This window comes from Paracoccus aminovorans (genome assembly GCF_900005615.1).
Lineage (GTDB): Bacteria > Pseudomonadota > Alphaproteobacteria > Rhodobacterales > Rhodobacteraceae > Paracoccus > Paracoccus aminovorans.
Genome location: NZ_LN832559.1, coordinates 605685 through 619436 on the forward strand (window position 1 = coordinate 605685; position 13752 = coordinate 619436).

Genomic DNA, 13752 nt, shown 5'->3' on the forward strand with positions numbered 1-13752 from the left:
TGTGGTCCCGCCCGGTCGAGACAGCGCCGGGTGATCCCGGTCCGAGAGATCGGCGGGATATCGCGGCGGACAGGCCCGCTCCGGAAAAGGGGCGGGCTTTTTGATGTGGGCGGGCAGGGGGCCTGTCGCGCGGCTGCGCGCGAGGCCACGCTCGCCCATGTGCTGGTCAGCAAATATGCGGATCACCTTCCATTATATCGCCAGAGCCAGATCCTCGCGCGGGCCGGCCTTGATCTGCACCGCGCCGTGCTGGCCGATTGGGTCGGCAAGGCCGCCTTCCACCTGAAGCCGGTGGTGGACCGGCTGGCCGAGCATCTGAAACGATCCGGCAAGCTGTTCATGGACGAAACCACCGCCCCGGTGCTGGACCCTGGGCGCGGGACGACCAAGACCGGATATCTCTGAGCGCTCGCCCGCGATGACCGCCCCTGGGGCAGCGAAGACCCGCCCGGTGTGGTCTACTTCTATGCTCCCGGCCGTGCGGGCGAGAATGCCGAAACCTTCCTCACCGGCTTCGACGGCATCCTGCAAGTCGATGGCTACACCGGCTACAACCGGCTGACCAAACCCTCGCGCAAGGGCGGCGCCCCCATTCGGGTGGCCCATTGCTGGGCGCATGCCAGGCGCAAGCTGAAGGAGGTCTTCGACCGCGATGGCTCGGAGATTGCCGCCGAGGGCCTGCGCCAGATCGCTGAGATCTATGCCGTCGAGACCGACATCCGCGGCATATCGCCCGGCCAGCGCATGTCCGCCCGTCAGGCTCGCACTGTGCCGCTGGTGGCAACCTTCGGCGAATGGCTTCAGGCGCAGCGTCGGAAAATCTCCGCCAAATCCCGGCTGGGCGAAAAGCTGACCTACATCCATAATCAATGGGATGGGTTGCAGACCTTCCTGACCGACGGCCGCGTCGAGATCGACTCAAACAGAGTTGAAAACCTGATCCGCCCCATCGCCCTCAATCGCAAGAATGCGCTCTTCGCCGGTCACGACGAAGGCGGTATCGCATGGGGCCGCATCGCCTCCCTCATCGAAACCTGCAAAATCAACGGTGTCGAGCCCTTCGCATATCTGAGGGCCACCTTGACCGCGATTGCCAACGGCCACCCGCAAAGCCGCATCGACGACCTGCTGCCGTGGAACCTCAGGCCGTAAAGCCAAACTGACCGTGCTGGCCTGCGACCGCTTACTCATCTCCTGCAAGAAACTTAACTGGCGTGCGGAGCCCCTCCGCCGCATCTTGCCGGATCTTAACGACGACAAGCTCAGACGCCCACAATTCGAACAACTGCTCGCGCTCCATCGGAACAAACTGACGTCGAAGCGCTTCGAGCGCAGGCCTGATCCATGGATAGTCTTCATAGAGCTCTTCGAGCCGACTCCTTGATGCCTGGCGGACCCCGCGATGGCCTGCGGGCAGGAAGGCCTCTTCGACCGAGATCGTTGCATTGGGTTCGACCCGCGGGGACGGATCGAACGCGGCGATCGCGTCACGGAGAGCTGCGAAATCTGGCTGGATACTGTTCACGCGTTCGGCTCGCTGGTAGAGGCGGAAGAACTTATCACAGCGTCGAGACCGGACAGGAATTCACGATAAGCCTGTTCGTAAAATTTCTGTGTGAGCTGATCGGCATCGCGGCTTGGGTCGAAATCTACGAAGTTTGGACTGAACGGCACAATGAGCGGCCAGTGCGGAGCAGACTCGTCCGAGCGCGCAAAGCGGAGCAATTCGGTTTCTTGAGCGCCGTCGGTTTCAGCATCGTAGATATGAGCCGAATACAGTTCGTACATATCATCGACAAGTCGCTCCGACACGCTCGCGCCAAGGCTCGCCTTAGCGTAGACTGGCTTGAGCAGCATCCGCCAATCCGTGTCTCGACCGGCTGCGGTATCGCGTTGTGCAAGCAGCTGGAGCGATGCGAATAGGGCGCGATACCCTTCAATCGTCTGCTTCTGCGCTGTTCCAAACAAGAGTACTGTTGCTCCCAGCCCCAACACCGCAGGCGCTGCCAGCTCAGAAAGGCACGCACGACTATCGATGAAGACAACATCATATTGCTCACTCGCTGTAATGCGGGAGAGCATCCTCGAGATCTGAGCCGCAACCGAAATAGATCGGCCATCTACTACATCTTCGATCATCGCCCGAGAAAGCTTCGGCAGGATATTTTCCGGCTGATCGTTGGATCTTCGGCCGAGCGCTGGAAGGACGTCAACGCGCCCGCCGCCGCCTTGGGTCAACCCGCTTGTGCCAATGAACCGAAACAGGTCTTTTGATCCTCAATGCCGCCGAGGCCATTCTCGACGAGAAAATCAATCGTACCGAAATCCGGCATGCGGTCCGACTCCAGCAAGAGATCACCTAGCCCCGGCGCTTCCAAGTCAAGATCGACCACAAGCACATTCCGGTTGCGGCGAGCCAGGTCCGCTGCTCCAATCGCTAGTGCCGTTGAGCGGCCCACGCCTCCTTTAAGGGTTGCGAAAACAATCCGGGGAGGATTGGCAGCACTGGGGCCGGTTCGTCCAGCCACCCCGCGCCCACAACTCGCCGATCGATGACCTGGCAAAAATGATTGCCGACTTTGATTGGAAGCCACTCCGGCGCGGCCAGTAAGCGCTCGCTTCCGCTGTCGCCCCGAAAACTGATCGATCGATCCGTTCTAGCATAGCTTCCCAGTGCCTCGATCAGTGCGGACCCCAGCTTTTGGCGCTCCGCATCATTTTCGGGTTCTCGCCCTGCAATGAACGTCAGATGCCCAGAGGCATCGCGAAGCGCCGTTCCTGCTTCGACAAAAGCGCCATCGACAAGGTCAGCGAGTGTAGCGACGAGGACAGAGAGGGAATCGTCGAAACGGGGTCCAGCCATCACTCCGCGTCCATTTTTTCTACGAGACTTTGTGCGCTTGCTTTCCAAGCCTCGATCCACGTGGCCTTCACCTCTGGTGTCGAAGCATAGCGCATTTCGGTGGACCGGTTCTGAAAATGATTGGATTGGGCAATCGCGGTCAGTTGACCTGAGCGTCGTCCTTGAGCCGTATTGCGCAACTGCGTCGCCAGATCAGGGAAATGAGCGAAGTAGGGATCATCCCTCTGATCAACGGGAAATTGGTCGGAGCGAGAGGATTCGAACCTCCGACCCCCTGCTCCCGAAGCAGGTGCGCTACCAGGCTGCGCTACGCTCCGACCGTGAGGGGCAGGTAGCCCGCGGGACGGCGGAATGCAAGGGAGAAATTGCACGCCAAATCCCTCGACCCAGTCCTTATCACAGGCGCTCCCATCTCTTCGCAGATCCATAGGGGTTGCCGACCCCATGGCACTTCGCTGAAGGCTGAAGCTCGCCCCGAGACACCCGCTTCCGGTCGCCCAACCGCGTGGCTGGCGGGACAGACGGTGCTGCGGCCGAGAGCGCCCGACGGCAACTCTCATGGTTGCGCGCCGGGCCCTGGCCGCCGCAGACGAACCTTATTGCGCCGAAAGCGCGGCGAGGATGCGGTCGCCCATTTCCGAGGTCGAAACCGGCGTGCCGCCCTCGGGGCCCATCAGGTCGGCGGTGCGCAGGCCATCGGCCAGCACCTGCTCGACGGCTTTTTCCAGCATGTCGGCTTCGACGCCCAGGTCGAAGGAATAGCGCAGGCACATGGCAAAGCTCAGGATGCAGGCGATCGGGTTCGCCTTGCCCTGGCCGGTGATGTCGGGGGCCGAGCCGTGCACCGGCTCATACAGGGCCTTGGGCCGGCCGTTCGCCATCGGCGCGCCCAGCGAGGCCGAGGGCAGCATCCCCAGCGAACCGGTCAGCATCGCCGCCGCATCCGACAGCACGTCGCCGAACAGGTTGTCGGTCAAGATCACGTCGAACTGGCGCGGGTTGCGCACCAGCTGCATGGCGCCGTTGTCGGCATACATATGCGACAGCGCGACATCCGGATATTCGTTGTCGTGGACCCATTGCACCTCTTCGCGCCAGAGGATGCCCGATTCCATCACATTGGCCTTTTCCATCGAGCAGACCCGGTTGCCGCGCTTGCGCGCCAGCTCGAAGGCCGAGCGCGCGACCCGGCGAATCTCGCCCGAGGTATAGCGCTGGGTGTTCACGCCGACGCGGCCGCCTTCGTTGCCGGGGGTGTCGTCGGCGGAAATGCCGCGCGGCTCGCCGAAATAGACGCCCGAGGTCAGCTCGCGCACGATCAGGATGTCGAGCCCGGCGACCACCTCGCGCTTGAGCGAGCTGAAATCCGCCAGCGCGTCGAAACATTGCGCCGGGCGCAGGTTGGCGAACAGGTCCATCTCCTTGCGCAGGCGCAGAAGGCCGCGCTCGGGCTTCAGCGAGAAGTCGAGCTCGTCGTATTTCGGGCCGCCCACCGCGCCCAGCAGCACCGCGTCCACCGCTTGCGCCTTGGCCATGGTCTCGTCGGCCAGGGGCTTGCCGTGCTTGTCATAGGCGGCGCCGCCGACCAGGTCCTCGCTGACGTCGAAGGAGAGGCCGCGGTTGTTCTCGAACCAGCCGATGACCTTGCGGACCTCGGCCATGACCTCGGGGCCGATGCCGTCGCCGGGCAGGATCAGCAGGGAATAGGTCGTCATCGCAGGCATCCTTCATGTTCTGGCTGTCGGCAATCGCGTAGCCTTGCGCATTCCCTGCGTCAAGTTCACGGCGAATTGGCTTGCGCCCCGGGGGCGGATCGGGCGGGATGGGCCGCGACCACCAAAGCCGAAACAAAGGGGGCAGCCCATGAAAACCATAGCGGTCGCGGCGGGGGCCACGCTGATGATGGCGCGGGCGGTGCTTGCGGACGGCGGCATCACCGTCCAGTTGCCGGATGTCTCGGGCCTGACCGACGCCGAGGCCAAGACGCTGATCGCCGAACTGGCCAATGTCAACGTGATCACCTCGAACTGTCCGGGCTATCCGGTCTCGGACGGGGAATGGACGCTGATCACCGGCACCGGGGACCGGCTGGCGGCGCGGCTGGGGCTGGACGCCTCGGCCTATGACAAGACCTATTACGGGCCGGCCTTCAAGCTGCTGGACGATCCATCGGCCTGCGACCGCATCGGGCCGAAGGCCAAGCCGCTGATCCAGCGGCTGATCGGCATGGGCGGCGGCACCACGCCGCTGACGCAATCGCAATAGCATGGCGCCGGGCCGGCGCGGCGACAGTTCCGCGTTGCCTGCGCCGGCCCGGCGGCCTAGCTTGCGGGCATGACCGCAGATCCGACCTACAGGGGATTCGCGCTGGACGCCGAGACGGCGCTGGCGCTCTTGCAATGGCAGGCCGAACTCGGCGCGGACGAGCCTTGCCTCGACGCGCCGCTGGACCGCTACGACCTGTCCGAGCGCACGGCCGCCGTGCCGGCCGCCGCCGCGCCGCCGCCGCCCCGCGACGAGGCCGAGGACATGGTCGCCCGCGCCGAGGCCATGGCCGCCGGGGCGTCCTCGCTGTCCCAGCTTGCCGCCGCGCAGGAGGCTTTCGACGGCATCGAGTTGAAGAAGGGCGCCCGCAATTTCTGCTTTGCCGACGGCAATTCCGCGGCCCGGGTGATGGTGATCGGCGAGGCCCCGGGCGAGGAAGAGGACCGCCAGGGCCGTCCCTTCGTCGGCCGCGCCGGCCAGTTGCTGGATCGGATGTTCGCCGCCATCGGCCTGTCGCGCGAGGCGGTGGATGCGGAAAAGGCGCTTTACATCACCAATGTCCTGACCTGGCGCCCGCCCGGCAACCGCCGCCCCGAGCCGGCCGAGATCGCGGTCATGCTGCCCTTCCTGCGCCGTCATGTCGAACTGGCGCAGCCGGAATTGCTGGTGCTGATGGGCAACACGCCCTGCATGGCGGCGCTGAACCGGCAGGGCATCCTGAAGCTGCGCGGCCACTGGACCGAGGCCTTCGGCCTGCCCGCGCTGCCGATGACGCATCCCTCCTACCTGCTGCGCACGCCGGCCGCCAAGCGCGAGGCCTGGGCCGACCTGCTGTCGCTCTCGGCGCGGCTGGATGTTGAACGGCTTGCAATAAGGACCCCGCTTCTGGGGTGATCGGCGTCCAAAATGGACCCCACCGACCGGGGGTTGGGTCCATTGTGCCTTCGATGATTATCGGAGGCCGAGCACGGGATGCTGATCGTGGAGACAATCGCAAAAATCAGGCGGCTACATTTCACCGAGGGCAAGGGGATCAAGACGATCTGCCGTGACCTGAAGCTGTCGAAGAAGGTGGTGCGGAAGGTGATCCGCACCGGGATTACCGAGTTCACCTATACCCGGACGGTGCAGCCGCGCCCGAAGCTGGGTGCCTGGCTGGGGGAACTCAACCGGCTGCTGGAGGTCAACGCCGCGCGGTCCAGCCGGGAACGTCAGTCTCTGATACAGATCTACGAAGAACTGAGCGGTCTCGGTTATGAAGGTGGGTATGACGCGGTGCGCCGCTACGCCTCGAACTGGGCACGCACTCAGAGTTCAGGCGCTTCTGCCGCCTTCGTGCCCCTGAGCTTTGCGCCCGGTGAAGCCTATCAGTTCGACTGGAGCCACGAGGTTGTGGTGATCGATGGGGCGACCACCACCATCAAAGTGGCCCATGTTCGCCTGTGCCACAGCCGGATGTTCTTTGTGCGGGCCTATCCGCGCGAGACGCAGGAGATGGTGTTCGATGCCCACGACAGGGCTTTCGCCTTCTTCAAGGGCACCTGCACCCGCGGGATCTACGACAACATGAAGACGGCGGTGGAGACCATCTTCACCGGCAAGGAACGCCTCTACAATCGTCGGTTCCTGCAGATGGCCAGCCATTATCTGGTCGAACCCGTTGCCTGCACCCCTGCTGCGGGTTGGGAGAAAGGCCAGGTGGAGAGCCAGGTCGGCACTGTCCGTCAGCGGTTTTTCGCGCCCCGCGTCAGGGTCAAGAGCTACGAGGAACTGAATGCCTGGCTGCTGGACAAGTGCATCGCCTCGGCCAGAACCAGCAAGCATCCGGAGCTGACGGACAAAACCGTCTGGCAGGTCTTCCAGGAAGAGCGCCCGCACCTTGTCCCCTATGCCGGGCGCTTCGACGGATTCCATTCACTGCCTGCGGCGGTGTCAAAGACCTGTCTCGTGCGCTTCGACAACAACAAATACTCCGTCGCGGCAACGGCTGTCGGGCGGCAGGTCGAGATCAGGGCCTATGCTGAGCGGATCGAGATCCGGCAGGAGGGCCGACTGGTCGGAGACCACCCGCGTCACTTCGGCCGGGACCGAACGGTTTACAATCCCTGGCATTATGTGCCTGTTCTGCTTCGCAAACCCGGGGCGCTGCGTAACGGCGCACCGTTCAAGGACTGGGTTCTTCCCGGAGCTCTTGAACAGATCCGCCGCAAGCTGCAGGGCTCCTCAGATGGCGACCGCCAGATGGTGAAGGTCCTCGGCGCTGTGCTGACGGAAGGGATGCCTGTGGTTCAAAAGGCATGTGCCGAAGCTCTCTCGCAAGGCGTCCATTCTGCCGATGTAATCCTCAATATTCTATCCCGCAGGCGAGATCCGGAACCACCACCGCTTCTGCTGACCTCTCCGGCCTTGCAGTTGACCCATGAGCCTGTGGCGGACTGCGCCCGTTATGATCTGCTGCGGAGGGCCTGCTGATGGATCGTGCTGACATCATGGCTGCAATGGGCGAGTTGAAGCTCTACGGGATGCGCGCCGCTTATGACGAACTCATGGCGGTGGCTGTGCGCCGCCAGCACGAACCCCGCCAGATCGTTGGAGATCTTCTGGCCGCCGAGATCAACGAGAAGAAAGCGCGGTCGGTCAAATACCAGATCACCACCGCCAAGCTGCCCTATGCCCGGGAGATCGAGGAGTTCACCTTCGATGACACCCCAATCAACGAGACCCTGGTGCGAGATCTGGCCAGCGGGGAGTTCCTCAGCCAACAGCGCAATGTCGTGCTGGTTGGCGGCACCGGGACCGGCAAGACCCATATCTCTGTGGCCATAGCGCGCGCGGTCATCCGCAATGGTGCCCGGGGCAGGTTCTTCAATGTCGTCGATCTGGTGAACAGGCTGGAGGCCGAGGCCCGTGCCGGACGGGCAGGCCGGCTTGCAGAACATCTGATGCGGCTCGACTTCGTCATCCTCGATGAACTCGGATACCTGCCATTCGCGCAGTCCGGCGGCCAGCTGCTGTTCCATCTGATCAGCAAGCTCTATGAGCAGACTTCCGTCATCGTCACCACCAACCTCGCATTCGGGGAGTGGCCGACCGTCTTCGGAGACGCAAAGATGACCACCGCGCTGCTCGACCGGCTCACCCACCACTGCGACATCGTCGAGACCGGCAACGACAGCTGGCGCATCAAAACCCGAGCCTGAACACCCTCCAAAACGCAGGCCCGCGTCGGCTGCGCCAGCTGGAAAGCTACGCCGCCACGGGCCTGCTCACCCGCGCGCCAAAGGGGTCACTTTTGGACGCCGATCAGGGGGCCCGTTTGAATGCCGATTGACAGGCTGGACCCCTAGCAGGCTGCTGAAAAAGGCTCTTGATAAGGTGCCGACCCGGAAATCATCCCGGAACCGGATGGTCCCGAAACTGGGATGTTTCCGGCCGAATTGAGCAGAATTCCCGGCTCCTGGCCCAGGGTCTCATGTTGCATGGACTTTTTCGGCAGCCTGTTAGATCCGATGATGGCGTCGTGAACTGAGGGGGTCGGTGCCCCGCACGGTCTTGTCCGTTCGAGCGTTGCGCGCGGTTGGCGGGCGCCAAGCCTCAGAAACCGGAGCCGCTTGTTCATCGGGCTGGATGGCCCCAGGTCGATGTCGAATCCAACAGGCTGCTGAAAAACATCCCGAGAAGTTGCCGGGACGAAAATCGGTGGGAAACCCAAGCATTTCCCGCCGATCCAAGGCGAATTTTCTGCTTTCTGGTCCAGTCCGGCTCGTCGCGGGGACTTTTCCAGCAGCTGCTAGTCCTCGCGGCAGCCGGTGAATTCGACCGCATCGCCGGGGCCGATCAGCGTTACCCGCAGCGCGCCGGGGTCCAGCGGGAAGGGCTTGCCCGAGGCCGCGACGAAATCCGCTTGCGCGGTCATGCGCCCGCCTTCGCGCCCGGTCTCGGGGGCCGAGACCCAGATCTCGCCGTCCTCCAGCTCCATCGCTACCTCTTCGCCCCGGTCGCTTTCGGCCTCGGGCAGGGTGGCGGTGACCTGCATCCCGTCCGCGATCGGCGTGATCCGGCAATCGGGCTGCCGGGCCGAGGGCTGCGGCTGGCGCGCCAGCGCCGCCTCGATCTGCGGGTCGGGGGAGGGTCCCGGCGGCGGGGCCGTCAGCGTCACCTCGGCCGGCACGCAGATGTCGAGGCAAAGCCCGAAATCCACCACCGCGCGCGGCTCGACCGGGGCGCCGGGGGCGGCCGGAACGATCTCGATCGGCAGGACCAGCCGGTCGTGATAGCCCAGCGTCCGCTCTCCGCCCGAATCGATGACCTCGGGGCGGGGCCAGAGCAGCCGGGCCTGGCCCAGGTTCTCGGATTCGCGCCAGTCGAATCGCGGCGGCACGCCGGCGTCTCCGGGGCTGCGCCAATAGGTCTTCCAGCCCGGCTCCAGTTCCAGCCTCAGGGCGGTCATGCGATGGCCTTCGGGGGTGATCCAGCCGGGCATCAGCTCGGCCGAGACCAGCCCGGGCGGCAGGTCCTGGGCCAGCGCCGGCGCGGCACTCATCAACAGCAGCAGAAGCGTCCTCATGCCGCCTGTTTACCTGCCCCGGGGCGCCGGGGTGAAGTCACATTAGCGCCAATCCCTTGCGAAATCAGTTCGCAGGGCCGATCTTCATGAAAAGAACGGAGCAGACAATGGACGAGTCCAGCAACCTGACCGGCAAGATGCTGATCGCCATGCCCGGCATGCGCGACCCGCGCTTCGAGCAATCGGTGATCCTGATCTGCGCCCATTCCGAAGAGGGCGCGATGGGCCTGGTCGTGAACCGGCCGCTGCCCGAGGTGGGCTTCGCCGACCTGCTGTCGCAGCTGGGCATCGACGCGGGCGAGAACGCGCTGGACATCCCCGTCCGGTTCGGCGGTCCGGTCGAGCCCGGGCGCGGCTTCGTGCTGCATCGCGTGCCGCAGGGCATCCAGGTGGACGAGACCCGGATGCGGATTGCCGAGGACCTGGCCATGTCCACCACCCGCGACATCCTCGAGGATTTCGCCCACGGCCGCGGTCCGCAGCCGGCGATGCTGGCGCTGGGCTATGCGGGCTGGGGGCCGGGGCAGCTGGATTCCGAGATCCTGCAGAACGGCTGGCTGACCTCGGACCGCGGCGACGAGATCATCTTCGGCGCCGACAATGCCGGCAAATGGCGCGCGGCGCTGAAGTCCTTGGGCATCGACCCGCTGGTGCTGTCGCCAAGCGCCGGTCACGCCTAGCAGCCGGCCGAAAAAGTCACCGTTACGACGCGCGATGGACTGAAGAGCGGACAATTCGCCTTGAAACGCTGGAAAATGCCCCGTTTCCGGCCGGTCAGAGTTCCGGAAGCTGCGGCTTCAGACGGTCCAAGGTCGGCAGGCAGGGCAAGCGCGATTCCTTTCCGGCATGTTCTTGGAACAGTTTGCGGCAGCCTGCTAGGCCGAGAGGCAGCGTTCCAACAGCGCGCGCGTGTTCTGGGGCGTCATCGCGACGGGGTTGCCGCCGCATGAGGGGTCCTCCAGCGCCATCTGAGTCAATTCGTCCAGCCGGTCGCGCCCGACGCCCAAGGCGGTCAGATCTTTCGGGATGCCCAGTTCGGCGCGCAGCTGCATCACCCGGGCGCGAAAGCCGTCGAAGCCGCCGCCGATGCCCAGGTAATCCGCCGCGCGGCCCAGCAGCGCCTCGACCGCGGGGCGGTTGAAGTCCAGCACCATCGGCATGACCACCGCATTGGTGGTGCCGTGATGGGTGCCATAGACCGCGCCGATGGGATGGCTCAGCGCATGGATCGCGCCCAGCCCCTTCTGGAAGGCGACCGCGCCCATGGCGGCGGCGCTCATCATCTGCGCCCGCGCCTCGATGTCGTCGGGCACGGCATGGGCGCGGGGCAGGTAGGTGTCGACCAGCCGCATCCCCTCCAGCGCGATGCCCTGGCTCATCGGGTGGTAATGCGGCGAGCAATACGCCTCCAGGCAATGGGCAAAGGCGTCCATGCCGGTGCCGGCGGTGATCGCCCGGGGCATGCCCACGGTCAGTTCCGGGTCGCAGATCGTGACCGCGGGCATCAGCTTCGGGTGGAAGATGATCTTCTTCCGGTGCGTCCGCGAATTGGTCAGTACGCCCGCGCGCCCGACCTCCGAGCCGGTGCCCGCCGTGGTCGGCACCGCGACGATGGGCGCGATGGCCGAGGCGTCGGCGCGCGTCCACCAGTCGCCCACGTCCTCCAGATCCCAGACCGAAACCGTCTGCCCGGCCATCAGCGCGATCATCTTGGCCAGGTCCAGCGCCGAGCCGCCGCCGAAGCCGATCACCCCGTCGTGCCCGCCCGCCTTGTAGGCGGCGATGCCGGCCTGCATGTTGTGCTCGTCCGGGTTGGGATCGACCTCGGAAAACATCGCGCGGCCCAGCCCGGCGGCGTCGAGAATGTCCAGCGCCCGGGCGGTGATCGGCAGCCCGGCCAGCGCTCGGTCGGTGACCAGCAGCGTGCGCGACAGCCCCACAGCCTTGCAATGCTCGGCCAGTTCGGCGATGCGGCCGGCGCCGAAGCGGATGGCGGTGGGATAGGACCAGTTCGCGCGCAGGCTCATTTCTGCACCTTCTTCAGATGATAGGATTTCGGCCGGGTCACGGCCAGATAGCCCAGGTTCGACAGCGCGGCGCCGCGGCCGGTGTCCTTGCAGCCGGTCCAGCACAGCGCCGGGTCCAGGTAGTCGCAGCGGTTCATGTAGACGGTGCCGGTTTCCAACCGCGCGCCGATTTCGGCCGCCCGTTCCGGGTCGGAGGTCCAGATCGAGGCCGTCAGCCCATAGGCGCAATCGTTCATCAGCCGCACCGCCGCGTCGTCGCCCGCGACCGGCATGATGCCGACGACCGGGCCGAAGCTTTCCTCGCGCATCACCCGCATGTCGTGGTCGACCCCGACCAGGACCTCCGGCGCCAGATAGGCCCCGCCGTCATCGGCCGGGAAATCGGCGGGGTCGATCAGCGCCGTCGCGCCCGCCGCCCGTGCCTCGGCGACCTGATCGCGCACCAGCTGCGCGAAACGGCGATGCGCCATCGGTCCCATGGTCGTTTCCGGGTCGGTCGGATCGCCCAGCTTCTGCCGCATGACCCAATCCACCGCCTTGGCGACGAACGCGTCGTAAAGGCGCGCATCGACATAGATCCGCTCGATCCCGCAGCAGCATTGCCCCGCGTTGAACATGGCGCCGTCCATCAGCCCGTCCACAGCCGCGTCCAGATCGGCATCGGCGCAGACATAGCCGGGGTCCTTGCCGCCGAGCTCCAGCCCGACGGGGGTAAAGGTGCCCGCCGCCGCCCGTTCGATGGCGCGCCCGCCCGCGACCGAGCCGGTGAAGTTCACGAAGCCGAAGCGGCGCGCGGCGATCAGCGCCTCGGTGGCGGCGTGGTCCAGCACCAGGTTCTGGAACACGTCCTGCGGCACGCCGCCCCGGTGCAGCGCCAGCGCCAGCCGCTCGCCGGCCAGCAAGGTCTGGCTGGCGTGTTTCAGCACCACCGCGTTGCCGGCGATCAGCGCCGGCACGATGGTGTTGATCGCAGTCAAATAGGGATAGTTCCAGGGCGCGACGACCAGAACCACCCCCAGCGCCTCGCGCCGGATCTCGCGGCGGAAGCGGTCGCTGTCCTCGATCTCGGTCGGAGCCAGCGCCTCGGCGGCGATCCTGGCCATATAGGCGCTGCGTTCGTTCACGCCGCCCAGCTCGCCGCCATAGCGCACCGGGCGGCCCATCTGCCAGGCAAGCTCATGGGTGATCTCGTCCCGCATGGCCTCCAGCGCGGCGATGCCGGCCGTGACGCGGGCGATGCGGTCGGAAAGGGGCAGGGCGGCCCAGGCGCCTTGCGCGGCATGGGCGCGGGCGACGGCCGCCTCTGCCTCGGCGGCGGGCAGAACCGGGCGCTCGGCATAGACCCGGCCGTCGATGGGTGAAATCAGCCTGATGGTCCCGCTCATCCTCCGCCCTCCCGGCGTTCAGCGGCAGCGCGCCGCGTTCACCCCCACGGCCTTCAGACCCCAGCCGGTCATCTGCGCCACCAGCTGCTGCCCCGCCGCGTCGAAGGCGGGGATCAGGTCGGCGGTCTTGGTCGTCGGCGCCTGGGCCGTGGTGGCGAAATGGCCGCGGGCGACGACGGTGGCGTCCATTTCGCGCACCATCTGCGCATCTACGGTCAGCTTGATGATGGCGCCCTTGCCCGAAACCTCGGCGTTGAAGTCCTGCACCTCGGAAATCAGCGCGTAATCGCCCGCCGTGCCCAAGGGCGCCCGGCCGACATGGGTGAACACGTCATAGACGCCGAAGCCGCGCACCAGCAGCGTTTGCAGCGTCGTGGGCACGGTGTCGCCCCAGCGCGCATCGGGCAGGTATTGCGTCTGAAGCGCGTTCGGCCGGATCATGATGCGGTCGGTGTCCAGCGTGCCGCGCGCCTTGGGCGGCTCGATCACCAGTTCGGCCAGCCGGCCGCGCCCGCAGCTCTGCGGCCGGTCCGAGGGCGGGCGCAGCTCGAACACGTCGCGGTCCGGCTCGCCCTCCAGCGCCTTTAGCGCGGTGCAGCCGGGCAGGATCAGGGTCAGCATCAGCAGGGCGGCGGTCAGGCGCAT

At 65.7% G+C, this 13752-nt stretch carries 14 protein-coding genes, 1 tRNA gene and 1 pseudogene; 6 read left to right on the forward strand and 10 right to left on the reverse strand.

The window, feature by feature from the left end:
* Positions 1 to 141: 141 nt before the first annotated feature.
* Positions 142 to 1152 (forward strand): annotated as a pseudogene (tnpC, locus tag JCM7685_RS03055) (IS66 family transposase); the annotation flags it as partial.
* Between the two features lie 31 nt (positions 1153 to 1183).
* On the opposite strand, the gene JCM7685_RS03060 reads toward tnpC, so the two are convergent.
* From JCM7685_RS03060 to leuB, 6 genes are all read right to left on the reverse strand, one after another.
* Positions 1184 to 1525, reverse strand: coding sequence for a hypothetical protein (locus JCM7685_RS03060; protein ID WP_100526021.1), 342 nt, complete (start codon positions 1523 to 1525; stop codon positions 1184 to 1186).
* Positions 1522 to 2238, reverse strand: a complete 717-nt coding sequence (locus JCM7685_RS03065; protein ID WP_139218159.1) for a hypothetical protein — start codon at positions 2236 to 2238, stop codon at positions 1522 to 1524. Before JCM7685_RS03065 ends, JCM7685_RS03060 begins: the two co-directional genes overlap by 4 nt.
* Positions 2235 to 2528 carry a KGGVGR-motif variant AAA ATPase gene (locus JCM7685_RS20685; protein ID WP_074971199.1) on the reverse strand — a complete coding sequence of 98 codons (294 nt, stop codon included), beginning with the start codon at positions 2526 to 2528 and terminating at the stop codon, positions 2235 to 2237. Before JCM7685_RS20685 ends, JCM7685_RS03065 begins: the two co-directional genes overlap by 4 nt.
* Positions 2438 to 2863: a hypothetical protein gene (locus JCM7685_RS19800; protein WP_170849000.1), complete on the reverse strand. Its 426-nt coding sequence runs from the start codon at positions 2861 to 2863 to the stop codon at positions 2438 to 2440. Before JCM7685_RS19800 ends, JCM7685_RS20685 begins: the two co-directional genes overlap by 91 nt.
* Before the next feature lie 240 nt (positions 2864 to 3103).
* Positions 3104 to 3180: transfer RNA gene (locus JCM7685_RS03080), tRNA-Pro, on the reverse strand.
* A gap of 279 nt (positions 3181 to 3459) precedes the next feature.
* On the reverse strand, positions 3460 to 4578 hold the full coding sequence (leuB, locus tag JCM7685_RS03085; protein ID WP_074971203.1) for a 3-isopropylmalate dehydrogenase: 1119 nt from the start codon (positions 4576 to 4578) through the stop codon (positions 3460 to 3462).
* Between the two features lie 148 nt (positions 4579 to 4726).
* On the opposite strand from leuB, the gene JCM7685_RS03090 reads away from it, so the two are divergent.
* From JCM7685_RS03090 to istB, 4 genes are all read left to right on the forward strand, one after another.
* Positions 4727 to 5128 (forward strand): hypothetical protein, encoded by a 402-nt coding sequence (locus JCM7685_RS03090; protein ID WP_074971205.1) that lies wholly within the window; start codon positions 4727 to 4729, stop codon positions 5126 to 5128.
* 69 nt (positions 5129 to 5197) lie between these two features.
* Complete coding sequence (locus tag JCM7685_RS03095; RefSeq protein WP_074971207.1) at positions 5198 to 6022, forward strand: uracil-DNA glycosylase; 825 nt, start codon at positions 5198 to 5200, stop codon at positions 6020 to 6022.
* Between the two features lie 78 nt (positions 6023 to 6100).
* Positions 6101 to 7600, forward strand: a complete 1500-nt coding sequence (gene istA / locus JCM7685_RS03100; protein WP_090271472.1) for an IS21 family transposase — start codon at positions 6101 to 6103, stop codon at positions 7598 to 7600.
* The gene (istB, locus tag JCM7685_RS03105; RefSeq protein ID WP_028030902.1) at positions 7600 to 8328 is read left to right on the forward strand and encodes an IS21-like element helper ATPase IstB; all 729 of its coding nucleotides are present in this window, start codon (positions 7600 to 7602) and stop codon (positions 8326 to 8328) included. Before istA ends, istB begins: the two co-directional genes overlap by 1 nt.
* A gap of 590 nt (positions 8329 to 8918) precedes the next feature.
* On the opposite strand, the gene JCM7685_RS03110 is transcribed toward istB, so the two are convergent.
* Entirely contained in the window at positions 8919 to 9695 is a 777-nt protein-coding gene (locus JCM7685_RS03110; protein ID WP_074968082.1) for a protein-disulfide reductase DsbD domain-containing protein, read from the reverse strand.
* 107 nt (positions 9696 to 9802) lie between these two features.
* Here JCM7685_RS03110 and JCM7685_RS03115 point away from each other — a divergent pair, with 107 nt between their 5' ends.
* Positions 9803 to 10375, forward strand: coding sequence for a YqgE/AlgH family protein (locus JCM7685_RS03115; protein ID WP_074968084.1), 573 nt, complete (start codon positions 9803 to 9805; stop codon positions 10373 to 10375).
* Between the two features lie 195 nt (positions 10376 to 10570).
* On the opposite strand, the gene JCM7685_RS03120 is transcribed toward JCM7685_RS03115, so the two are convergent.
* From JCM7685_RS03120 to JCM7685_RS03130, 3 genes are read right to left on the reverse strand one after another with little or no spacing between them, the layout of a single operon-like run.
* Positions 10571 to 11722, reverse strand: coding sequence for an iron-containing alcohol dehydrogenase (locus JCM7685_RS03120; RefSeq protein WP_074968086.1), 1152 nt, complete (start codon positions 11720 to 11722; stop codon positions 10571 to 10573).
* Complete coding sequence (locus JCM7685_RS03125) at positions 11719 to 13107, reverse strand: aldehyde dehydrogenase family protein (protein WP_074968088.1); 1389 nt, start codon at positions 13105 to 13107, stop codon at positions 11719 to 11721. Before JCM7685_RS03125 ends, JCM7685_RS03120 begins: the two co-directional genes overlap by 4 nt.
* 18 nt (positions 13108 to 13125) lie before the next feature.
* Positions 13126 to 13752, reverse strand: a complete 627-nt coding sequence (locus tag JCM7685_RS03130) for an ABC-type transport auxiliary lipoprotein family protein (protein ID WP_074968090.1) — start codon at positions 13750 to 13752, stop codon at positions 13126 to 13128.